The 21,128-nt window shown below is 69.7% G+C and carries 20 protein-coding genes; 5 read left to right on the top strand and 15 right to left on the bottom strand.

Features of this window, described 5'->3' with window-relative positions:
• Positions 1-127 precede the first annotated feature (127 nt).
• The gene (gene msrB, locus H512_RS0111625; protein WP_026783606.1) at positions 128-616 is read left to right on the top strand and encodes a peptide-methionine (R)-S-oxide reductase MsrB; all 489 of its coding nucleotides are present in this window, start codon (positions 128-130) and stop codon (positions 614-616) included.
• 51 nt (positions 617-667) lie between these two features.
• Positions 668-1,390: a peptide-methionine (S)-S-oxide reductase MsrA gene (gene msrA, locus H512_RS0111620; RefSeq protein WP_026783605.1), complete on the top strand. Its 723-nt coding sequence runs from the start codon at positions 668-670 to the stop codon at positions 1,388-1,390.
• Between the two features lie 8 nt (positions 1,391-1,398).
• On the opposite strand, the gene H512_RS0111615 is transcribed toward msrA, so the two are convergent.
• From H512_RS0111615 to H512_RS0111550, 14 genes are all read right to left on the bottom strand, one after another.
• The gene (locus H512_RS0111615; protein ID WP_026783604.1) at positions 1,399-2,628 is read right to left on the bottom strand and encodes an NAD(P)/FAD-dependent oxidoreductase; all 1,230 of its coding nucleotides are present in this window, start codon (positions 2,626-2,628) and stop codon (positions 1,399-1,401) included.
• A gap of 67 nt (positions 2,629-2,695) precedes the next feature.
• The gene (locus H512_RS0111610; protein ID WP_053239783.1) at positions 2,696-5,050 is read right to left on the bottom strand and encodes an AI-2E family transporter; all 2,355 of its coding nucleotides are present in this window, start codon (positions 5,048-5,050) and stop codon (positions 2,696-2,698) included.
• Positions 5,051-5,141: 91 nt separating this feature from the next.
• Entirely contained in the window at positions 5,142-5,621 is a 480-nt protein-coding gene (locus H512_RS0111605) for a GIY-YIG nuclease family protein (protein ID WP_084798436.1), read from the bottom strand.
• Positions 5,622-5,644: 23 nt separating this feature from the next.
• Positions 5,645-6,901: a hydantoinase/carbamoylase family amidase gene (locus H512_RS0111600; RefSeq protein ID WP_026783601.1), complete on the bottom strand. Its 1,257-nt coding sequence runs from the start codon at positions 6,899-6,901 to the stop codon at positions 5,645-5,647.
• Positions 6,898-7,740: a BtpA/SgcQ family protein gene (locus H512_RS0111595; protein ID WP_026783600.1), complete on the bottom strand. Its 843-nt coding sequence runs from the start codon at positions 7,738-7,740 to the stop codon at positions 6,898-6,900. Before H512_RS0111595 ends, H512_RS0111600 begins: the two co-directional genes overlap by 4 nt.
• Positions 7,737-8,624 carry a PfkB family carbohydrate kinase gene (locus H512_RS0111590; protein WP_026783599.1) on the bottom strand — a complete coding sequence of 296 codons (888 nt, stop codon included), beginning with the start codon at positions 8,622-8,624 and terminating at the stop codon, positions 7,737-7,739. Before H512_RS0111590 ends, H512_RS0111595 begins: the two co-directional genes overlap by 4 nt.
• Positions 8,625-8,627: 3 nt before the next feature.
• Entirely contained in the window at positions 8,628-9,395 is a 768-nt protein-coding gene (locus H512_RS0111585) for a glutamine amidotransferase (protein ID WP_026783598.1), read from the bottom strand.
• 36 nt (positions 9,396-9,431) lie between these two features.
• Positions 9,432-10,520, bottom strand: a complete 1,089-nt coding sequence (locus H512_RS0111580) for a phosphotriesterase family protein (protein WP_036791312.1) — start codon at positions 10,518-10,520, stop codon at positions 9,432-9,434.
• A gap of 2 nt (positions 10,521-10,522) precedes the next feature.
• Positions 10,523-11,530: an ABC transporter permease gene (locus tag H512_RS0111575; protein ID WP_053239782.1), complete on the bottom strand. Its 1,008-nt coding sequence runs from the start codon at positions 11,528-11,530 to the stop codon at positions 10,523-10,525.
• Positions 11,527-12,324, bottom strand: a complete 798-nt coding sequence (locus tag H512_RS0111570; protein ID WP_026783595.1) for an ATP-binding cassette domain-containing protein — start codon at positions 12,322-12,324, stop codon at positions 11,527-11,529. The genes H512_RS0111575 and H512_RS0111570 overlap by 4 nt, the downstream gene beginning before the upstream one ends.
• A gap of 169 nt (positions 12,325-12,493) precedes the next feature.
• Positions 12,494-13,429, bottom strand: a complete 936-nt coding sequence (locus H512_RS0111565; RefSeq protein ID WP_026783594.1) for an ABC transporter substrate-binding protein — start codon at positions 13,427-13,429, stop codon at positions 12,494-12,496.
• Between the two features lie 199 nt (positions 13,430-13,628).
• Positions 13,629-14,189: a cupin domain-containing protein gene (locus H512_RS0111560; protein WP_053239781.1), complete on the bottom strand. Its 561-nt coding sequence runs from the start codon at positions 14,187-14,189 to the stop codon at positions 13,629-13,631.
• Between the two features lie 314 nt (positions 14,190-14,503).
• On the bottom strand, positions 14,504-17,494 hold the full coding sequence (gene pgmB / locus H512_RS0111555) for a beta-phosphoglucomutase (RefSeq protein WP_026783592.1): 2,991 nt from the start codon (positions 17,492-17,494) through the stop codon (positions 14,504-14,506).
• A gap of 39 nt (positions 17,495-17,533) precedes the next feature.
• Positions 17,534-18,679 carry an amidase family protein gene (locus tag H512_RS0111550; RefSeq protein ID WP_026783591.1) on the bottom strand — a complete coding sequence of 382 codons (1,146 nt, stop codon included), beginning with the start codon at positions 18,677-18,679 and terminating at the stop codon, positions 17,534-17,536.
• 293 nt (positions 18,680-18,972) lie between these two features.
• Between H512_RS0111550 and H512_RS0111545 the strand changes: the two genes are divergently transcribed.
• A complete protein-coding gene (locus tag H512_RS0111545; RefSeq protein WP_026783590.1) occupies positions 18,973-19,992 on the top strand; it encodes a substrate-binding domain-containing protein in 1,020 nt (339 codons plus the stop codon).
• 84 nt (positions 19,993-20,076) lie between these two features.
• On the opposite strand, the gene H512_RS0111540 is transcribed toward H512_RS0111545, so the two are convergent.
• Positions 20,077-20,541 carry a YbhB/YbcL family Raf kinase inhibitor-like protein gene (locus tag H512_RS0111540; protein ID WP_026783589.1) on the bottom strand — a complete coding sequence of 155 codons (465 nt, stop codon included), beginning with the start codon at positions 20,539-20,541 and terminating at the stop codon, positions 20,077-20,079.
• Positions 20,542-20,672: 131 nt separating this feature from the next.
• Here H512_RS0111540 and H512_RS0111535 point away from each other — a divergent pair, with 131 nt between their 5' ends.
• Positions 20,673-20,924 carry a hypothetical protein gene (locus H512_RS0111535; RefSeq protein ID WP_026783588.1) on the top strand — a complete coding sequence of 84 codons (252 nt, stop codon included), beginning with the start codon at positions 20,673-20,675 and terminating at the stop codon, positions 20,922-20,924.
• A complete protein-coding gene (locus H512_RS0111530) occupies positions 20,921-21,127 on the top strand; it encodes a hypothetical protein (protein WP_026783587.1) in 207 nt (68 codons plus the stop codon). The genes H512_RS0111535 and H512_RS0111530 overlap by 4 nt, the downstream gene beginning before the upstream one ends.
• Position 21,128: the final 1 nt, after the last annotated feature.

Below are 21,128 nucleotides of genomic sequence, written 5' to 3'. Positions count from 1 at the left end.
CCATCAGCGGCGGCGCCCAGCCTTGCAGTGGCCATCACATATGCGTGAATCTACGCAAGCCGCATCCTCATCGGCGGCACGGCGGCGTATCCTGTACAGGCAGCCAGGGAGACGGGAGGAGATCGACATGACGACGCGACGCGCCCTGCTATCGGCGGCCTCGGCCGCCATCGCGACCTCGCTGCTCGGCTGGCGGACGGCCGGAGCGTGGGCTGCCGGAACCTTCGCGGTGACGCACAGCGAGGCCGAGTGGCGCAAGCTGCTCACCGCCGAGCAATACGCGGTGCTGCGCGAGGCCGCCACGGAGCGGCCCTACAGCAGCCCGCTCAACGACGAGCATCGGCGCGGCACCTTCAACTGCGCCGGCTGCGGGCGCGACCTGTTCCCGTCGACGACCAAGTTCGACAGCGGCACCGGCTGGCCGAGCTTCTGGTTGCCGCTCGAAAAAGCGGTGGAAACCGAGCGGGACACCTCGGCCGGCATGGTCAGGACGGCGGTGCACTGCGCCCGATGCGGCGGCCATCTCGGCCATGTCTTCGACGACGGCCCACCGCCGACCGGTCTGCGCTATTGCATGAACGGTCTAGCGATGGGCTTCAGACCCGCCGAGGCGTAATGCCGGACTGCGTGCCCATTCCTCCCCCTTCGCCGAATGGAGGCCGCCACGATGAGACCCGCCAACGATACCAGGAGAGCAAATCGTCGCCATCGCGCCGCGGCACTGCTGGCGGCCGCGCTTTTCGCCACCGCCATGCCATCGGCACGGGCCGGGGAGGCACGGCTCGTTCCCGCCCCGGTGGTCGACGAGGCGGCTAATCCGGCCGCGGCGACGGAGGTCGCCGTGCTGGCGGGCGGCTGCTTCTGGGGCGTCCAGGGCGTCTTCCAGCATGTCGCCGGCGTTACCGGCGCCGTCTCCGGCTATGCCGGCGGCGATGCGGCGACCGCCCAATACGAGACGGTCGGGTCCGGCACCACCGGCCACGCCGAGTCGGTGAAGGTCACCTTCGATCCGCGGACGATCAGCTATGGCGAAATCCTCAGGATCTATTTCTCGGTGGCGCACGACCCGACGGAACTCAACCGGCAGGGTCCCGACTACGGCCCGCAATACCGATCGACGATCTTCCCGACCTCCGACGCGCAGGCACGCGTCGCCAGGGCCTATATCGCCCAGCTTGACAAGGCCCATGCGTTCGACGCCGCCATCGTCACCACCATCGAGCCGGGCAAACGCTTCTATCCGGCCGAGGCCTATCACCAGGATTTCCTGACGCTCAACCCGGACTACCCCTATATCGTGATCAACGACCTGCCGAAGATCGACGCCCTCAAGGCGTTGTTCAACGACCGCTACCGCGCCGAACCGGTGCTGGTGTCGGCGGCCGGGTGAATCGACCGTCAGCGGCGGCGGAACAACGCGGCGTCCGGATCGGGCCGGCCGGCGATCTCGGCGGCGACGATCTCTGCAGCGATCGTCGAGAAGGTGATGCCGTTGCCGCCGAAGCCCATCACCGAGAGCACCCGCCGGTAGCCCGGCACGCGGTCGATCACCGGCAGGCCGTCGTCGGTGACGCTGAACGGCGCCGACCAGACGTAGGCCGGCTTGCCGATGCGGATGCCGGTCAGCGCCTCCAGCTTGCCGGCGATCACCCTGGCCTTCCTGGCGAGCTTCGCCGGATCGGCATTGGCGTCGGACGCTTCCTCGTCCTCGCCGCCAGCGATGATCCGGCCGGATTCGTCGGCGCGAAAATAGAGATAGGGGTCGGACGCCTCCCAGACATTGGTGTCGAGGAGCCAGCCCAGCAGGCCGGCCAGCGGCCTTGAGGCCAGCGCCCAGGTGGAAACGACGCGCTGCGACGCCGTCTTCATGGGCGGAAGATACTCATAGCCGGTGCAGAAGACGGCGTGTTCGGCCACCAGCACCTGGCCGGCGGCGGTGGCCAGCGCGATGCCGCCGGGCAGCTCGGCCATATCGGTGATCTCGACCGGCGAAACGAGCCGCGCGTCGCGCGCCAGCGCCGCCCGCAGCAGTCCCGCCGCCAGTTGCGCCGGGTTGGCCGAGGCGGAGTCCTGCGACAGGATGGCCGCCGGCCGGTCCATGCCGAAGCGGTCGATCAGTTCGGACCGCGTCAGGTAGTCGGCGCGGATGCCGATGTCGGCGCGTGCCTCGGCCTCGCGGCGCAGCGCCCGCGCCGCCATGTCGTCTCCGGCCAGGAAGACGGTCGGCTTGCGGCGCATCCGGCAGTCGAGCTTCAGCCGGCCCGCAAGATCGACCAGATCGTCTACCGCCCTGACCGAGCGCCGCCAGACCGCATCGGCCTTCGCCTTGCCGATCTTGCGGCGCAGCCGGGTCAGCGGCACGTCGATCTCGTGCTGGATCATCGCCGTCGAGGCCGGGGTGGAGCCGCGCACCGGCGGCCGGCGGTCGACGATTAGCACCGACCTGCCCTGCCGCGTCAGCGCCTCGGCAACCAGCGCACCGCTGATGCCGGCGCCGACGACGATGACGTCGAACCGGTCGCGATCAAGGCGCGGCCTCGCCTTGACCGTCGAGTGCGGGGTTCGCACCCAGAAGGGCGTGCCGGTGCGCAGGTCGTCCTTGCGTGTGACGGCGTCGGAAGCAGACATCAAGGTCTCCGTGAGAGGCGGCAGCGGGCGGCCTGGCCGGCCGGGACAAGTGGCGATTGTCGGTTCCTCACTCGGGAACCACCTGGCCGACGGTCGCGGAGGTCTCGTCGTGGGCCCGCTGTTCCGGTTCCACCACGGCGTCGCCGGTGATCGCCGACACGACATTGGCGGCCATGGTGCCGAGCAGGTCGACCTCCTCGTCGTCCAGCTGGCGCGGTTCGCTGTCGAGCAGGCACAAGGCCCCCAGCACCAGCCCGTCGGCCGTCGTCAGCGGCGCGCCGGCATAGAAGCGCGTGCGCCACAGCTTGATGGCCGGATGGTCGGAAAAGCGGGGATCGCGCTCGGTGTCGTCGACCACCAGCGTCTCGCCGGAGGCGACGACATGGTCGCAGATCGCCTCATCGCGCGGCATGGTGATCATGTCGGTGCCGTCGCCGGCGCGCGTGCCGGGCAGCTCCATGCTCTGGCCGATGATGAACTCGGCATCGGCGCCGACGGCCGAGATCACCGCGAACCTGACGTCGAACACCTCGGCGGCGCGCTTGGCCAGCGCGTCGAGGTCCTCGCGGGCATGGCCGTCGAGCACCCCGGTGGCCTCAAGCGCCGCGACGCGCTCCGCGTCGTTGTCGGGCGTGTCGGCCATCTGCGCCCGCAGCTTCTCCTCGGGGGCGAGCAGGAGACGGATGCGGTGAATCGCCTCGTCCACCGAGGCGACCGCCTCGTCGGCGCCCATCGCCTCGATCCGGTCCGGCTCCAGCAGTTCGTCGGGCGCGTTCCACAGCGCCACGACGATCTTGCGGCCGGGCCAGCGGCGGCGCAGCCGGCGGCAGAAGGTGCGGGCGGACAACTCCGGCTGACGGCTGAAGTAGCTGAGGCAGATCACCTCGATGCCGTCGAGATCGAGCCTGTCGACATAGCGCGCCGTCGCAGCGCCCTCGCGGCGCTCTACGGCCGGCAGGCCGTCGAGCGACAGGGCATGGACCAGCATCTCGCAGGCGACGCTGTCGATCTCCCGCTTGCCGCCGATGCAGGCGACGCGCGGTGGCGTATCCGGGGCAAGGGACGGCGGATACTCCTCGCGCAGGTCGTCGAGCAGCAGGTCCATGCCGCTCGCCACACGCAGGCGATGCTCGGCGCGGGCGTTGCCCTGGCGGTCGTCGTTGATCCGCCGCAGCACCTCGATGCCGTATTCGTCGTAGAAATCGCCGACGCTGCCGTCGCCGATCGCCTCCTCGACGATCTCGATGGCCTCGTCCGGGTCGTCGGCGATCAGGCGCTGATAGATGCGCGTCGGCACATCCAGCACCGGCACCGAGCCGAGCAGCGTATCGAGAAACTGCAGCTGCGGCAGGTTGCGGCCAACCACCAGCAGGCAGACGGTGAGCGGGGTGGAGAGGATCAGGCCGACCGGTCCCCAGAGGGCGGTCCAGAAGGTGGCGGCGGCGATCAGCGACATGGCCGACAGGCCGGTGGAGGTGCCGTAGAGCAGCGGCTCGACGATGTTGTTGCTGATCAGTTCGAGCAGCAGGATCAGCGCCACCGTCCAGATCACCATGTTCCAGCCGGGATCGACGGCGAAGGCGAGCGCGACCGGGAATATCGCCGAGATCAGCGGCCCGGCGTAGGGCACGAAGCGCATCAGCGCCGCCAGCGCGCCCCAGAGAATCCAGCCGGGCACGCCGATGAACCACAGGCCGAGCGCCATGGGAATGGCATAGGTGACGTTCACCACCACCTGCATCAGCAGGTATTTGGAGATGCGCTTGCCCGCCTCCTCCAGCGCGCTGGTGGAGCGATGCAGGTTGCCGCCCATCAGGCGGATCAGCCGGTCGCGCAGGTCGCTGCGATCGATCAGGGCGAGAAAGACGAACACCAGGACGATGCCCGCCGTGGCGATCGGCTCCAGCGCCGGGGCCAGCCAGGCGATGGCCGTCTCGAATGGCGAGGCGGAGGGCTGGACGACCTCGATGCGCTGCGCCGGCCCGACCACGGCCGCCGGACCGGCGGTGGCAGCGGTCTCTTCCTTGACGGCATCGAGAATGCCGGTGGCGCGGATCCGGCTGCGGATGTCATCGAGCTTGGCGTGGACGGTGGCCTGATAGGTCGGCAACTGGGCGCTCAGCGACTTGATCTGGGATCCGACCAGAAAGCCCACTCCGGCTAGCAGCACGCCGGCGATCAGCATGACGACGACCACCGACAGCACGCGCGGCAGGCCGAGGCGGCTCAGCCAGGTCACCGGCGGGCTGAGCGCGAAGCTGATCAGGAAGGCGACGGCGAGCGGGATCAGCACGCCCTGCCCGAGGTAGAGGCCGCCGATGATGGCGGCGGCGACGATCAGCCAGGCGGCCAGGCGAACGATATCGCCCTGCTCGCCGGCATTCGGGGCGGCAGGGATCGAAGAGGGTGGGTCTTGCGCCATCGCGATACTCGGAGAACGGGAGCATGAGTTCCGTTAGCAACGCGGCGCCCCCGAACCCGGTTCCGTCCGGGCCGCAGCGGGCGGCGCGGCGTCAGGCGCCGGCCTGCCGGGCGTCGGGGCCGGCCATCGGCTTCAGCAGATGCGCCGGGCAGCGCCGGCAGTCGCTGCTGCCGAACCGCGGGAAAGCCGGCTCGAACCGTCCCGACCGCAGCAGGCGATCGACGATGTCGCATTCCGATCCGTGCGGCAGGACGAGCGCGGCCATCCGGTCGGCCGCGACGGTCAGCTCGTCGACGTGCCAGTGGACGGGCTTGCTGCGGCGGAAATGCCGCCCGAGCCGGGCGCGGACGCCGCCGCCGCCGCGGGCGCTGCCGGCATAGACGAACCAGCCGGCCAGCGACGCCGCCCGGCCGTGGCGCGCGAACCGGACCGGATCGGCGAGATGCAGAAGGAGCAGATAGGCGCCCGGCCCGCCGAAAGCCGTGTCGGGCGCATCCTCCGCGACCCTCTCGCTGCCCGGCAGCAGCCGCTGGATCGCCGGAAGCAGGTCCGCCAGGGGATCATCGGTCATCGGGCCTTCCCTCTCCGATGGGATCAGGCCGCGACGGAGGCCGCCACGGCTTCCAGCGTGGCGTCGCACAAAACCTGCGCGCCGGCAATCGCCTGATGCGGCTCGACATATTCCGCCTCATTGTGGCTGAGGCCGGCGCGGCAGGGCACGAAGACCATCGCCGCCGGGCCGAGGCGGGCCATGAACAGCGCGTCGTGAAAGGCGCCGGAGAACAGGCGCCGGCTCGCAAAGCCGCGCCGCTCCGCCGCGCCCTCGACGATGCCGACCAGACGCCGGTCGAAGCGGGCCGGCGCCACGTCCATGCTTCGCCGCACCGAGGCGCGGCAGCCGCCGGCCGCGGCGATACGGGCCGCCAGCGCGGTTATTTCGGCTTCCAGCCGGTCGATCTCGGCGCCGCTCGGATGGCGGAGATCGATCGAGAAGGCCACTTCGCCGGGAATGACGTTGACGGCGCCGGGGGCGATCGTCAGGCGTCCGACGGTGAGGCGCGCATCGGCGTCGGCCGGCATCACAGTCGTTTGCAGCCGGGTGATGACGGCGGCGGCCGCCGCCATGGCGTCGCGACGGTCGGCGAGCGGCGTGGTGCCGGCGTGCGCCACCTGCCCCTCGATGGCGACCTCCAGCCAGCGGGTGCCCTGGATGCCCTCGACGACGCCGATCAGCGCGCCCTCGCGTTCGAGCAGCGGGCCCTGCTCGATGTGCAGTTCGAGATAGCCGGCGAACGGGCCGCCGAGCGGCCGCATCGCCGCCTGCGGCAAGGCGGCCAGCGTGGCGGCCAGCTCGTCGCCGAGGCGGGCGCCGTCGCTGCCGACCGTCTCCGGCCAGCCGGCCGGCAGGGCGCCAGCGGCGGCGGACTGCGAGCCGAAGGCGCCAGGCGCGAAGCGGCTGCCCTCCTCGTTGGTCCAGGCGACCAGCTCGACCGGCCCGGCGGTGACGATGCCGCGATCCTCCAGCGTCTCCAGCACCTCCAGCGCGGCGAGCGTGCCGAGCGCGCCGTCGAAGCGGCCGCCGGTCGGCTGGCTATCGAGATGGCTGCCGATCAGGAACGGCGGCCGGCGGTCATCGGCGCCGGCCCGGCGCAGGAACAGGTTGGCGGCCGCGTCCTGGAACAGCGAGAAGCCGCGCGCCGCGCCGAGATCGGCGAGCAGCGCCCGCGCCGCCCGGTCGGCTTCGCTCAGCGCCGGCCGGTTGACGCCGCCGGCCGGCGTGGCGCCGATCGCCGCGAAGGCGTCGAGCCGGGCGAGCAGGCGCCTGCCGTCGATGGCCGGGAAACCGGTCATGGCCTGAGCCCGGCCATGAAGGCCCCGACGCGGTCGGGCTCGACCTCGTTCCACCAGACGCCGTCGTATTTGAGGGCACTGGCGACGATGACGCCGTCGACGATGGCGAGGATGTCGCGGGCGTTGTCGGGCGTGACGCCGCTGCCGACCAGCGTCGGCAGGTGCGAGGCCTCTTTGATCATCCTGATATAGCCGAGGTCGGCGGCGTGGCCGGTGCGCTGGCCGGTGGCGATCACCGCGTCGGCGTCGAAGAAGGCGAGGTCGCGCACCAGCTCCTCGACCGGCCGGTCGGCGACGATGGCGTGGGCGCCGTGCTTGACGTGGGCGTCGGCGAAGATGCGCACGCCGCTCGCCCGGAGGCGGGCGCGGTAGCGCATGGCGCGCGCCGCCTCGCCCTCGACGAAGCCCTCGTTGGCGACATAGGCGTTGGCCCACTGGTTGACGCGGACGAAGCCTGCCCCGGACGCGCTCGCCACGGCCAGCGCCGGGATGGCGGCGTTGGCGAGCACGTTGATGCCGATCGGCTTGCCGAACTCGCGGCGGATGCGGTCGGCCACCACCGCCATGTGGGCGGCGGTCTCCGGGCCGATGTCGTCGGGTTTGGAGAAGGGCACGTCGCCATGGTTCTCGACGATGACGCCGTCGCAGCCGCCGGCGAGATAGGCGCGGGCGTCGGAGAGGCCGCGCTGGTAGATCGCCTCGACGGCGCCGCCGTCATGGCGCGGCGCGCCGGGCAGCGGCGCCAGATGGACGACGCCGATCACCACCTTGGTCCGGCCGAACAGCTTGAGAAGGGCGTCGCCGGCGGTCTGGCCGACCGGGGTTGCGGCTTCGGTCATGATGGGTCCCTCGATATGCGGCCGATCAGCGCGGCGATTTCCGTCCGGCTCGGGCAGGCGGCGAGCGTGCCGCGACGGGTGACGGCGACGGCGGCGGCCTCGACGCCCACCCTCGCGGCGGCGGCGAGCGGCAGTCCCCGGGCGAGACAGCCGGCGATGACGCCGGCCAGCACGTCGCCGGCGCCGCTGGTGTCGATCGCCGTCACCGCCGGCGCCGGCAGCAGCCTCGCCCCGCCCGGCTCGTGCAGCCAGGCGCCGCGGGCGCCGAGCGTCACGACGATGCTTGCCGCGCCGTCCCGCGACAGGCGGCGGGCCGCCTCGGCCGGATCGGCGAGGCCGGTCAGCGCTTCGGCCTCGACGGCGTTGACGATGACGACATCGGCCTCCGGCAGCGCCGCGCCGAGCGGGCTGGGGTTGAGGATGGTGACGGCGCCCTTGGCACGGGCCGCGTCCAGACAAGCCCTGGTTACGTCCGGCCGAAGATTGCCCTGCATCAGCAGGTGGTCGCCGGCCGCAAGCGCCGCCAGATCGGCCGACGGATCGAAGGCCGAGGCGCATTCCGCCGCCGTGACGATGATGTTCTCTCCATCGCCATCGACCAGGATCGACGAGCGGTCGGTGGATGTGTCGAGCGTCACCAGCCCGTCGAGCGGTAGTTCGCCGAAGAGCGTCGCGCGCACGACATCCGCCTCGGCGTCGGCCCCGAGCGCGGCGCGCAGGATCACCTCGGCTCCCGTCCGCGCCGCCGCCACCGCCTGGTTGGCCCCCTTGCCGCCGACGCCGCGCCGCGTCGAGACGGCGTTCACCGTCTCGCCGGGGCGCGGCAGGCGGTCGAGGTAGAAGGTGGTGTCGACGCAGGCGTTGCCGACGACGTGGAGCGCCATCGCTCAGTCCTGCCCGGTCGCCCAGGCCAGCATCTGCTCGAACAGCGTCTTGTAGCCCTTCCAGGCGACGAAGTCGGGCGACAGCCAGTGCGGGCCGACGTCGGAGGTCCAGGCGACGGTGCGGCCCTTGCCGTAGAGGCCGGTGGCGAGCAGCGGCAGCGCGCCGTATTCGTTCGAGACGGTGGCCAGCACCTCGGCGCCGGGCTTCAGGCCCACCTCGTTGAAGCCGAGCAGCAGCGGCCAGTCGCCGCCGAGGCCCTTCAGGATCGGGTGATCGGTTCGGCCAGTGACCACGGCGGCGAAGCCCTCGGGCACCTCGACGCGGTCGTCATACGGCAGGCAGACGACCGGCAGCACATCCTCGACGGCGGTCTTGTGGTAGCGGGCGCCGCCGTTGATGCCCTGGAAGGAATAGTAGCCGCCGAACATCAGGAGACCGCCGCCGGCCAGAACGTAGTCGCGGATCAGCTTCAGGCGGTTGGGCGTGGTCTTCGAGTGGATCCATGTGTCGGGGTGGAGGAGCAGCGTGTTGGCGCCGATGTCGGAGAGCACCACCGCGTCATAGGCCGAAAGCGCCTCCATGGTCTGCGGGAAGTCGCGCTGCGCCTCGTGCGAGGGCATGAAGGTGACGTCGAACGGTCCGCCCTTCAGCGCCTTCAGGAGTTCGTCGGCGCCGGTGTGGTAGGTGACGGTGGCGAACTGGTCGAAGCCCTTGATGTGGGTGGCGGTCGACACCCAGGACTCGCCGGCCAGCAGGATCTTCTTAGTCATTTTGCTTTCCTCGGGCTGTTTCTTGAACGGCGTCCGTCAGGCGGAGAACACCGATTTCGGATTGTCGATCAGGATGCGGTCGATGGTGGCGGCGTCGAGGCCATGGCGCTTCAGGCGCGGCACGAAGTGGCGCAGCACGTGGGCGTAGCCGAAGCCGCCGTAGCGGGTCAGCATCATCTTCAGGAAGACGTCCTGCGACAGCAGCACGCGGTCGGCGTAGCCGCGCTCGACGAGATTGAGGACGCCGCGGGCGTTGTCCTCGTCGGACGGCGATTGGGCATCCTGGTCGGCGTAGTAATAGTCCATGCCGATCATGTCGTATTCGATGAAGGCGCCGCGGGCGGCAAGCGCAGCCTGATAGGCGGTGTCGTTCCAGCTCGGGTTCATGTGGCAGAGCACGGTGTGGCGGAGGTCGGCGCCCTCCGCCTCCACCACGTCGAGCACCTCATGGGCAAGGCGCTCCCAGCCCGGCAGGTGGATGGTGAGCGGCACGCCGGTGCGCGCCGAGGCCCGCGCGGCGCCACGCAGCGACCGGCGCTCGGCCTCGGTGAAATCCTTGGAAACGCCGATCTCGCCGATGATGCCGGCCATGATCGGCGGCTGCGTCTCGCCGCCGCCGACGTCGTCGACGATGAACCGGGCGATGGCCTCGACATCCATCGCCTTCATCCACTCGGGGTGGCTGAATTCCAGATAGAAGCCGCTGCCCATGACGATCTTCAGGCCGGACAGGCGGGCGATGCGGGCCAGCGCCTCCGGGTCGCGGCCGATGCCGATGCTGGTGGCGTCGACCACCGTGTTGCCGCCGAAGCGCCTGTAGCGGTCGAGTTCGCGCAGGGCGAGGTCGGCGTCGTCGAGCGACACGTTGTCGCGGTTGAGATAGGGGTTCATCCTGAGTTCACCGATGATCTCGATGTTCACCGGCTGCTCGGAGACGCGGCGGCCCTCGTCGTCGATGTCGCAGGGGCAGCGCCAGGCCTTGGCGCCGTCGAGCAGGATGTGCTCGTGCATCAGCGTGACGCCCATCTCGGTCACCGGCACCGGCCCGGTCACCGTCATCACCATGCCCGAGCGGACGCCGACCGGCCGCCGCTCCTCAGCCTTGTCCTTGAACAGATGGTCCATGGTCAGCGGCTCCTGGACCCGCCCTTGAACAGGCGGAAGTTCAGCCAGATGGCGATGAGGATGATCGATCCGGTGACGATCGGCGTCAGGAAGGGCGACAGATGGGCGAGGATCAGGCCGTTGGCGATCACCGCCACGGTGAGGGCGCCGAGGACGGTGCCGACGATCGAGCCGCGGCCGCCGAACAGCGACGTGCCGCCCAGCACCACGGCGGCGATGACGTCCAGCTCGAAGCCCTGGCCGGAGTTGGACGAGCCCGAGCCGAGGCGCGAGGCGAGGATGATGCCGGCCAGCGCCGCCGCCGCGCCGGTCAGCACGTAGACGGCGAGCGTGACGAGGCGGGTGTTGACGCCGGCCCGCCTCACCGCCTCGGCATTGGCGCCGACGCCGGTGACGTAGCGGCCGAAGGCCGTCTCGTTGAAGACGATATAGGCGACGGCCAGCACGGCGACGGCGATCAGCGCCGGCACCGGCACGCCGAGGAACCAGGCGCGGCCGATGACGTTGAACGGGCTGGCCGGATCGACGGGGATCGAATAGCCGCCGGTGATCAGCAGCGCCACGCCGCGGATCACCGAGAGGCCGGCCAGGGTGACGATGAAGGCCGGAATGCCCTCATAGGCGACGAAGAAGCCCTGCGCGGCGCCGACAGCCGCGCCGAGGCAAAGGAGGCCGAGCACGACGAGCGGCCAGGGCACGCCCCATTGCAGCAGCACCGCCGACAGCGTCGCGGTCAGCGCCAGCACCGAGCCGACCGACAGGTCGATGCCGCCGGTGGTGATGACGAAGGTCATGGCCGAGGCGACGATCAAGAGCGGCGCCGACTGGCGGACGATGTTGAGGAGGTTCGGCGCGGTCAGGAAGGCGTCGGTGGCCAGCGAGAAGACGATGCAGACCGCCGCGAAGAACAGGGCGATGGAGACGACGCCGCCCCGCGCCACGGCCTTCTCGTGCCAGCTCGCCCGGACGAGGCGCGACGGCGCCTCCGGTTTGATCACGCTGTCGCTCATGCCGGCACTCCCGCGCTGTCGGCGGACTTCGCCGAGCGGGCGGCGAACTTGCGCCCGACGATCAGGTTGACCACTTCCTCGATGCTGGTGTCGGAGACGTGGCGTTCGGCGACGTTGCGGCCCTCGTACATCACCTGGATGCGGTCGCAGACCAGGAACAGGTCCTGCAAGCGGTGGGTGATCAGGATCACCGACACGCCGCGGGCGCTAACGGCGCGGATCAGGTCGAGCACCGCCTCCACCTCGGCGACGGCCAGCGCCGCCGTCGGCTCGTCCATGATCAGGACGCGCGGATCAAAGGAGGCGGCGCGGCCGATGGCGATCGACTGCCGCTGGCCGCCGGACAGGTTTTCCACCTTGAGGCGGGTGTCGGCGATGACGATGCCGAGCCGGTCGAGCATGGCGCGCGCCTCGGCGTGCATGCGCGGCTTGTCGAGGAAGGAAAGGCCGGCGACGCGGCGGCGCGGCTCGCGGCCGAGGAACAGGTTGCCGGCGACGTCGACCGTGTCGCAGAGAGAGAGGTCCTGGTAGACCATCTCGACGCGGGCGGCGCGGGCGTCGGCGGGGGTGGCGAAGCTGACGGCCTCGCCGTCGATCTCGATGCGGCCGGCGTCGGGGATGATCGCCCCGGACAGCACCTTGGAGAGCGTCGACTTGCCGGCGCCGTTGTCGCCGACCAGGCCGAGCACCTCGCCGGGCTTCAGCGTCAACGACACGTCGTCGAGCACCTGGATGGGATGATAACGCTTGGAAATACCGGTCATCCGGACGCGGTAGAGCGAACTTTCGGTCATGCTGAAGTCCAGTCGGGAGCGCCTCGTCTGAGAAGCTCCATTGTCCGAGCCTGAAGCCGGGCCGGCAAGCCCGAACGGCGGCCGGCCGGCGTACGAACGGCCGGGGCGCCACGGGGCCGCTCCTCTTCGGTTGCGTACCCCGGCGCCCCGCCGCCCGTGCTGGCTCGGCTTATTGGAACATCGACTTGAAGTCGGCGACGTTGTTCTTGGTGACGATGGTCACGGGGACGTTGATGATCGGATCGACCGTGCCGCCCTTCTTCAGCGTCATCAGCGCCTCGACGGCGGCCTTGCCCTCGCCGGCCGGGTCCTGCTGGACGACGGCGACGACCCAGCCTTCCTCGATGCCCTGGGCGGCCTGCTTGGTCAGGTCCCAGCCGAACACCTTGACGCTGTCGGTGTGGCTCTGGGCGGTGACCGCCGATACCGCGCCGATCAGCGCCGGCTCGCCGGTGGCGTAGAGCGTCGACATCTGCGGGTTGGCGGTCATCAGGTTCTCGGCGGCCGACAGCGCCACGTCCTGGACGTTCTGGCCGTCGACGGTATCGAGGAAGGTGACGTCGGCGCCGCTGCCTTGCACGGCCTTCTTGAAGCCGTCGAGCCGCTGGTTCTGGATGAAGGAGTTGAGGGCGCCGACGATGCCGACCGTCGCCTTGCCGCCCATCTCGGCCTTGACGTAGTCGGCGTAGAACGTGCCGATGTCCTCGCCGGCCTTGGTGTTGTCGACGCCGACGAAGGCGACGTTGTCGCCGTCGGGAATCTGCGCGTCGATGGCGATCACCGGAATGCCGGCCGCCTTGGCGGCGGTGATGGCCGGCTTGACGCCGTTGACGTCGATGGCCACCAGGATGATGCCGTCGACCTTCTGGGTGATGTAGTTCTCGATGGCGTCGTTCTGGGCGGCCGGCACGTTGTTGGCGTTGAAGATGACGAGGTCGACGCCCGCCGCCTTGGCGGCCGCCGTGGCGCCGTCGTTGATCTGGTTGAAGAACAGCGCCTGCTGGTTGATGTTGACGAGCGCGAAGGTCTCGGCGGAGGCCGCCGACACGGACAGGGCAGCGGCAGCCGCCATCGCGCAGCCCGCGAGTAGCTTGGAAATAGACATCTGGGTTCCCCTTTTCGGACCGCCCGTTTTCGGGCTGGGCGTTTCTCACGCTCGTCGATAATTCAAGAACATTGATTTGCTGTCAAGTAGCTTGAATGGCGACTTTGGCGGCATTCCGCCCCTGTTCTGGCCCGGACGGCGCCGATGCCAAGGCCAACTGAGGCGACGGCGCGGCGCGCGGGAAAGCCGCCGACGCGGCCTAGAACGTCGCCGGCGTGTTGACCCAGAATATGCTGGCCCGCGTGTCACCGGCGTTGCGATAGTGATGCGGAAGTTCGGAGTTGAAGACGAAGGCGTCGCCTTCCGACAGGCGGAAGCGGCGGCTGTCGACGATCAGTTCCACCTCGCCGGCGATGACGTAGCCGACTTCCTCGCCGACGTGCTGGATGGGGCCGGCACTCTCGCCGCCCACCTCGACGTGGTGGATGTTGCACTGGAGGAGATGGCCGGGCGAATAGGGAATGACCCGCTCGAGCGCGATGCCCTTGCCGCGGCGCAGGGGATCGAGCGTCAGCACCGGCCGCGTGCCGGCGCGGAAGATCATGCCCTCCTCGCCGTGCGACTCCTCGAAGAACCAGCCGATGTTCTTGTCGAGCACCTTGATGATGCGATGGAGCATGGGCAGCGACGGCGACGCCTTGCCGTTCTCGATCTTCGACAGCAGGCTCTCCGAGCAGCTCGCCGCCTCGGCCAGCGCCTTCAGCGTCATGCCGCGCGTCTGGCGCGCCAGCTTCAGCCGCGTGCCAAGGCCGGCGGGCATGCCGTGGCGGGGGTCTTCGGGCTGGGAGCTAGGGACATCAACGAGGACCGCGTCGTCCATTTCTTCAAGACACTTTCCTGGCCGGAGCGCTTCTTCATGGACACGCTCAGGCTTCCTGGTTTCGGGCAATTCCGGACGGAGAAGCGATCACACTTTTCCTGGAATTGCTCAAGTGGCGTTCCCTCGCCCCGGCGGAGGATCTCGTCCATCCGGGCCGCGCCGCCCGGCGTCGAGCCGGAACGCCGCGGCCCGAATACACCGGGATTGAGCCTCAACTCTCGCCTTTCGTCAATGCGCGGCTCCCAAACCCGCCCTCAGGCGAGATAGTCGTCGAGCACGAAGTCGTCGAGGCCGGGGATCACCGCGTCGGCCTCGGTCAACACCGAGGGACGGCCGATGCCGAGCGCCGCCATGCCGGCGCCCTTGATCGAGGCGACCCCGGCCACCGCGTCCTCGACGCCGAGGCAGTCGGCCGGCTCGACGCCAAGCTGCGCCGCCGCCTTCAGGAAGATTTCCGGATCGGGCTTGCCGCGCGCGAGCAGCCGCGCGTCGACCACCGCGTCGAACAGGTCGGCGATGCCGAGCCGTTCCAGGATGGCCGGGGCGTTCTGGCTGACCGAGGCGAGGCCGACCTTGAGGCCGGCGGCGCGCACCGCCTCAAGCGTCTCCAGGGCGCCGGGCAGCAGATCGTCGCGCGTCATGGTGCCGATCAGTTCCTTGTACCAGACGTTCTTCATGTCGGCGAGACGATCGAATTCGGCCGGCTCCAGCGTGACGCCGCCCTTGTCGAGGATCATCGTCAGCGACATGCGGCGGTCGATGCCCTTCAGGCTCTCGGCCAGTTCGTCGTCGAAGCCGATGCCCAGCGTATCGGCCAGCCGCTTCCAGGCGAGATGGTGGAAGCGGGCGGTGTCGGTGATGACGCCGTCGAGATCGAACACCACGGCCTTGAACGGCTTCCGCGCGAAGGCCGGCGGCAGCGGCGCGACGCGCACCGATTCGGCCGCCGACAGGTCGATCGGCTCACCGCGATGGAAGAGGCGGATCGCCTCGCCCTCGACCAGGCGGAACTCGACGCGGGCCGCCGAGACGGCGATCTCCAGCGTGCGGCCGTGGTCGACGAGGCGGAAGCGGTAGCGCCGCCAGCCCTCGGGCAGGTAGGGGGCGAAATGCAGTTCGCCGTTGACGGCCCGGAGGCCGGCGAAGCCGTGCACGACGCTCATCCAGGTGCCGCCCATCGCCGCCGTATGCACGCCGTGGAAGGTGTTGCCGTGGGTGTTGTCGATATCCATGCGGGCAGCGTCCATGAAGAAGCCATAGGCCCGTTCGCGGAGACCAACCTCGGCGGCGATGATCGAGTGGATGCAGGTGGACAGTGAGGAATCGTGGGTGGTGATGGGCTCGTAGTAATCGAAGTCGCGCCGCTTCACCGCCCTGGCGAACAGGTCACCGCGCAGGAACAGGGCGAGCAGCACGTCGGCCTGCTTGCAGACCTGATGGCGGTAGATGACCAGCGGATGATAGTGCAGCAGCAGCGGATAGTTGCTGGCCGGCGTGCCGGCGAAGTCCCAGACCTTGCGGTTGAGGAAGGCGTCGTCCTGGGCATGGATGCCGCGCGCCGCGTCATAGGGCAGCAGCAGGCTGTCGGATACGTCGGACCAGTGGTCGATCTCGCCGGCGTCGAGGCCGAGCTTCTTCGACAGCGCCGCGAAGACCTCCGGCGCCTCGCGGCCGAGCCGCCCGGCGATCTCGGCGGCGAAGGCCAGATGGGTCTTGGCCATCACGTTGGTGTAGAAGTTGTTGTTGACGAGGGCGGTGTATTCGTCCGGCCCGGTCACCTCGTCGATGCGGTAGCTGCCGTCAACCGGGTGAGCGAGATCGGCCCAGACGCGCGCCGTCTCGAACACCAGTTCCGCCGCGCCGTCGGTGAGCAGCGAGACGTCGCCGGTCGTCTCGACATACTGCTTGATGGCGAAGGCGATGTCGGCGTTGATGTGGTACTGCGCCGTTCCCGCCGGGAAATAGGCCGAGCATTCCTCGCCGGTGATGGTCCGCCAGGGGTAGAGCGCGCCGCGGGCATGGCCGAGGTCGCGGGCCCGCGCCCGCGCCTTGTCGAGATAGCCGATGCGGTGGCAGAGCACGGCGCGGGCCAGTTCCGGCATGGTGCGCAGAAACACCGGCAGCACGTAGATCTCGGTGTCCCAGAAGGAATGGCCCTCGTAGCCCTCGCCGGTCAGGCCCTTGGCGGCGATGTTGGTGCGGCCGTCGCGGCCGATCGCCTGGTAGAGATGGTAGAGATTGAAGTGCAGGCCCTGCGACAGGGCGTCGTCGCCCTCGATCTCGATGTCGGCCTTGTCCCAGAAGACGGCGAGACTGGCGCGCTGCTCGGCGGCCAGACCCTCGAAGCCCTGGGTGCGCGCGGCCTCCAGCGCGTCGGCGGCGCGGCCGGCGAGCGCCTCGGCCGGCGCGTCGCGGCTGGTGACGATGGCGGTGATCTTCTGAAGCGTCACGGCTTCGCCGGCTCTGGCGGCGACGCGGAAGCGCTGGGCGAGGATGCCGTCCGCCTCGTCGGCCGTGCTGTCGGCGCCGGCCACCGAGGCGAGCGTCTCGACACGCAGCGTCAGGCCGCTGTGGCGGGTGCGGCAGACCAGCACCGCCCGGCCCGGTTCGACGGAAGACTCGACGGCGGTGAGCGCCCGGGCGGAGGCGCCGGAGCCGAGGCGCGGGTCGAAGCTCTCCCCTCCCCCACGCACGGCGCTGTCGATGGTGGCGGTGAACTCGATCGCGGCATCGGCGTCGAGCGGCGTCACCGTCACCTGCTGGGCGAGGATGGCGCTGTGGGCGAGGCTGACAAGACGCTTCGAGACGATGCGCAGCCGGCGACCGGCCGGCGACTTCCACTCGACGGAACGCACCAGCACGCCCTCGCGGAAGTCGAGGCTGCGCTCGTAGGCGAGGATGGTGCCGGTGGCGAGGTTGAAGCGCTCGCCGTCGATGCCGATCTCGACGCCCTTGGCGTTGGGCAGGTTCAGCATGAACTCGTTGACGCGGGCGAAGCCGTAGGCGTTCTCGGGATAGCGGATCGCCTCGGTATCGTAGAAGCCGTTGACGTAGGTGCCTTCCATGCTGGCCTCGACGTCGCCGCGCCAGGTCTCGTCATGGCTGCCACGGGTGCCGATATGGCCGTTGCCGAGCGCGAACAGCGTCTCGCGCAACAGGTTGGCACCGGGCTCCCAGGCGGTTTCGACCAGACGCCAGGGATCGGTGGGCAGCGACGTGGGCATGTTGGGCGTGTTCGCGGACACTTCAGTCTCCTTGGGGATGGTCTTCCACCGGCGATCGACTCAGGGTCGAGCCAACGGCCATGCCGTCGCGATGTCAACCGGTGGAGCGATGCACATTTCGGCGAGAATTGCGGCGGCATCGGCCAGCCGGTCGTCGCTGCCGCCGGGGCCGACCAGCGCCATGCCGTCCGGCAAGGCGACGGCGGCGAGGCCGCAAGCGTTGACGAAGCCGGCCGGAGCGGAGCCGGCCGGCACCAGCAGCAGGTCGACGGTGGCAAAAACCGTCTCGACGGCCTGCTTCAGCCTGGCGAGGCGATGCTGCGCCCCGGCCAGCTCGCGGGCCGGGCAATCGAGGGCGCGGGACAGGCGCGGCCGCAGGGCGGACGGGAACAGTTCAGGCATCTCGATGAAGATCGCCTCGACGTCGTCAAGCCTCGGGGACAGCCAGACGTCGCCGTCGGTCAGCGCGGCGATCTCCACGAAGGGGGCCGCATCGATGGTCAGCGGCACGAGGCCGAGCCGGTCGGCAACTGCGTGGCCGGCGGCGTCGTTGCCGATGAGGCCGAGGCGAGCGGGCGCCGGCATCGGCCGCCGCTCGGCGTCCTCGATCGCCCGGCGCACGGCCACGGCGGAGGCGACGTCGGCCGCAAGGATGGTGATGCCATCGATCCCCGGCGCGGTGCCGAACAGGCCGTCGGTGCCGACGCGCCCCGGTGTCGGCTTGACGGCGACCACGCCTCGGCCGGCGGCGTCGAGGCTGGCGGCGCCCGTGCGGTCGCTGGCAATGGCGAAGACGGCAAGGCCGGCCGCGACGGCCTCGGCAGCCGCGCCGGCCGAAGCGTCGAGGCCGAGCGGATCGACCGCCGCCTTGCCGACAATGAGAGCGCCGGCGGCGCGCAGCCGCTCAATCGCCACGGCGTCGAAATCGGCCAGGAAATCAATCGCCGGCAGACCAGCCGAGGTGGCGAGACCGGCGACGTCGATGTTGGCGCCGACGATGCAGGGCGCGCCCCAGAGCGGCAGGGCCGTGGGATCGGGACAGCGGGCGAGGAGATGGCCGGCCGCCGCGCGCAGCGGCGCCGCAACGACGGCATCGCCCGATGCGGCGAGGCGGGCGGCAAGATCGTCCGCAAGGTCGAGGACGGCGTCGGGATGCCGTGCGAAACGGCGGCGCAGATCTTCCAGCGTCAACACGGGGGCGCTCATCGGCACTCCTCTCCCTACTGTCCGATCGACGGCCTGAGCCCTACCAAAAGCGCTTTTGGCACCTAACATTGACATCCGTCGCTGTCAATGAATTTGCGCAGCGTTGTGTTCGATCACGTATTCCAGCGTATTGACCGAAGGGCATCATGCCTTCTCCTGCCTTTTCGCAACGTTTTCTTTCCAAGGCGCATACTAATCGTCATATGAAAGCGCTTCCGGAACACGTAACAAGCTGTACAAGCCAGGATGCGGCGGCTATACAGGCGGTTTCTTCCCTGTCTTGCCGGCGGATCATGAATCTCAAGGAACTGTCGCGTCATCTCGGGCTGTCGCAGAGCACGGTCAGTCGCGCCCTCAACGGCTACAGGGATGTCAGCGCCGACACGCGCGAACGGGTGCTGGAGGCGGCGCGGCGGTTCGGCTATTCGCCGAACGTCAATGCCCACCGTCTGGCGACAGGTCAGTCCGGGGCGATCGGCATCGTCTTTCCGTCCGGCAACGATCCGCTGCTCGACCCGCTGTTCACCGACTTCCTGTCCGGCCTCACCAACAGCGCCGCCCGCCGGCAGATGGACGTGCTGGTCAGCGCCAGCTTCGACAGCGCCGAGGCCAGCTACCGGCGGCTCGCCCAGCGGCGATCGGTCGATGCGGTGGTGCTGTCGGGCCCGCTGGTCGCCGACCCGCGCGTGTCGCTGCTCGACAAGCTCGACATTCCCTATGTGGTGCACGGTCGCACGCGGGCGCCGCACCCTTACGCCTTCCTCGACATCGACAACGAGGGGGCCTTCCGGCAAGCCGCCGAGCTGCTGATCGGCCTCGGCCACCGGCGCATCGGCCTCGTCAACGGCGATTTGCGCCAGTCCTTCGCCGTCGACCGCGAGGCCGGCTGGCGATCGGCCCTCCTCGCGGCCGGCCTTGTGGCGCCGGACGCGCTGAACGACTCCGACGTGATGACCGACGAGGCCGGCTACCGGCTGACCGCCGGCATGCTGTCGAGCGAGACGCCGCCGACCGCCGTCATCTGTTCCAGCATCTTCTCGGCCATGGGCGCCTGCCGGGCGATCCGCGATCGCGGCCTCGCCATCGGCTCGGACATCTCGGTGATCGCCCATGACGACGGCATCAGCTCGATCCGGCCGGAGACCCACAACCCGCCGCTGACCACCACCTTCTCGTCGATCCACAAGGCCGGCGAGCGCATCGCCGAGATGGTCGCCGACCTCCTCGGCGGCAAGGCGGCGTCGGCCAGCCAGGAAGTCTGGCCGGTCGACCTGATATTCCGCGACAGCACGAGGCCGCCGGCCAGGGCGTGACGGATACGCCGGCGCGTCTCATGCCAAGTCGCGAAGACGCGGACGCATCCGCCCATTGAGACCGTTGCCGGTTTCTCTTTTGCATCACCGCTCGTAGGTACCGACCAGTTCGGCGACCGCCAGCGCGTGCTTCTCCGCCTCCCGGCGGAGCTGCCGCACGTCGGCGGTGCGCGGCACCGGCAGCGACGGCGCATCGAGCGCGTAGAGGCGGAAGTGGTAGTGATGAACGCCATGCCCGTGCGGCGGCTCCGGCCCATCGTAGCGGGCGTTGCCGAAGTCGTTCACCACCACCGGCGCCACATGCTTCAGCGGCCCGGTCTCGACGCTTTCCGGGAAACGGTCGACGTCGGGCGCCACGTTGTAGACGCCCCAGTGGTAGAATGTGCCGCGCGGCGCATCCGGGTCCTCGACCACCAGCGCCAGGCTGCGCGTGCCGTCCGGCAGGCCGCTCCAGCGCAGTTCCGGCGACAGATTGTCGCCGTCGCGGCTGTACTTGAGCGGGATCGGGGCGCCATCGGCAAACGCCGGACTGATCAGGCTTAGGGGCATCTCGGCCTCCCTCCGTTGGAAAACGCTTGGCAACGCACCAATGCCCTGAGGGGTCGGATGTTCCCGCAACAGGAGGAACTACCCCCGGAGCGAAACGTTAATCTACTCCCGACGACTTCAGGAGCAAAGCCATGCAGTCGAAGAGAACCCACGAGCAACAGCTCGACATCATCGAGAAGCGGGTGGAGACGGCCAATGCCGGCCCGGAATTCGACGAACGCGCCGACCTCGACCGGCCGGCCGGACAACCGCCGCCCGAGCGGCAGGACGGGCCGGTGCCGCCGGTCTCGGCCGGTGACGAACGGCGCATGCCGCGCGGCGTCCATCAGGAGAGCGAGCACAACAAGCACCGCGTCCAGTCCGGCAAGGGAGGCAAGCCATGACGTCCGACAAGCATCCCAAGACGCAAAAGCCGTCCGACAAGGACCTCGTCGAGGATCCCGGCATCGGCCGGTCGCCCGGCATCGCCACGCCCGAGGATGACGAACTCCTCAAGGGCGACAACACCGTCGAGGGCGACGTCGCCAACGATCTCAACCAGCAGGGCGGCGTCGATCCCCGCCACGTCGGCCGCACCAACAAGTAGA

It is taken from the genome of Pleomorphomonas koreensis DSM 23070, from assembly GCF_000425185.1.
GTDB classification, from domain to species: Bacteria; Pseudomonadota; Alphaproteobacteria; order Rhizobiales; family Pleomorphomonadaceae; genus Pleomorphomonas; species Pleomorphomonas koreensis.
The sequence above is the reverse complement of the archived record's forward strand: the minus strand, read 5'-3'. Positions and strand labels throughout refer to the sequence as shown.

Excerpts from the sequence above, each read along its gene's own strand:
- H512_RS0111615 (WP_026783604.1), bottom strand. The coding sequence starts at position 2,628 with ATGTCTGCTTCCGACGCCGTCACACGCAAGGACGACCTGCGCACCGGC.
- H512_RS0111545 (WP_026783590.1), top strand. The coding sequence starts at position 18,973 with ATGAATCTCAAGGAACTGTCGCGTCATCTCGGGCTGTCGCAGAGCACG.
- H512_RS0111595 (WP_026783600.1), bottom strand. The coding sequence starts at position 7,740 with ATGACCGAAGCCGCAACCCCGGTCGGCCAGACCGCCGGCGACGCCCTT.
- H512_RS0111530 (WP_026783587.1), top strand. The coding sequence starts at position 20,921 with ATGACGTCCGACAAGCATCCCAAGACGCAAAAGCCGTCCGACAAGGAC.
- H512_RS0111560 (WP_053239781.1), bottom strand. The coding sequence starts at position 14,189 with ATGCCCGCCGGCCTTGGCACGCGGCTGAAGCTGGCGCGCCAGACGCGC.
- H512_RS0111590 (WP_026783599.1), bottom strand. The coding sequence starts at position 8,624 with ATGGCGCTCCACGTCGTCGGCAACGCCTGCGTCGACACCACCTTCTAC.
- H512_RS0111610 (WP_053239783.1), bottom strand. The coding sequence starts at position 5,050 with ATGGCGCAAGACCCACCCTCTTCGATCCCTGCCGCCCCGAATGCCGGC.
- msrB (WP_026783606.1), top strand. The coding sequence starts at position 128 with ATGACGACGCGACGCGCCCTGCTATCGGCGGCCTCGGCCGCCATCGCG.
- msrA (WP_026783605.1), top strand. The coding sequence starts at position 668 with ATGAGACCCGCCAACGATACCAGGAGAGCAAATCGTCGCCATCGCGCC.
- H512_RS0111540 (WP_026783589.1), bottom strand. The coding sequence starts at position 20,541 with ATGCCCCTAAGCCTGATCAGTCCGGCGTTTGCCGATGGCGCCCCGATC.
- H512_RS0111550 (WP_026783591.1), bottom strand. The coding sequence starts at position 18,679 with ATGAGCGCCCCCGTGTTGACGCTGGAAGATCTGCGCCGCCGTTTCGCA.
- H512_RS0111570 (WP_026783595.1), bottom strand. The coding sequence starts at position 12,324 with ATGACCGAAAGTTCGCTCTACCGCGTCCGGATGACCGGTATTTCCAAG.
- H512_RS0111575 (WP_053239782.1), bottom strand. The coding sequence starts at position 11,530 with ATGAGCGACAGCGTGATCAAACCGGAGGCGCCGTCGCGCCTCGTCCGG.
- H512_RS0111600 (WP_026783601.1), bottom strand. The coding sequence starts at position 6,901 with ATGACCGGTTTCCCGGCCATCGACGGCAGGCGCCTGCTCGCCCGGCTC.
- H512_RS0111605 (WP_084798436.1), bottom strand. The coding sequence starts at position 5,621 with ATGACCGATGATCCCCTGGCGGACCTGCTTCCGGCGATCCAGCGGCTG.
- H512_RS0111585 (WP_026783598.1), bottom strand. The coding sequence starts at position 9,395 with ATGACTAAGAAGATCCTGCTGGCCGGCGAGTCCTGGGTGTCGACCGCC.
- H512_RS0111580 (WP_036791312.1), bottom strand. The coding sequence starts at position 10,520 with ATGGACCATCTGTTCAAGGACAAGGCTGAGGAGCGGCGGCCGGTCGGC.
- H512_RS0111535 (WP_026783588.1), top strand. The coding sequence starts at position 20,673 with ATGCAGTCGAAGAGAACCCACGAGCAACAGCTCGACATCATCGAGAAG.
- H512_RS0111565 (WP_026783594.1), bottom strand. The coding sequence starts at position 13,429 with ATGTCTATTTCCAAGCTACTCGCGGGCTGCGCGATGGCGGCTGCCGCT.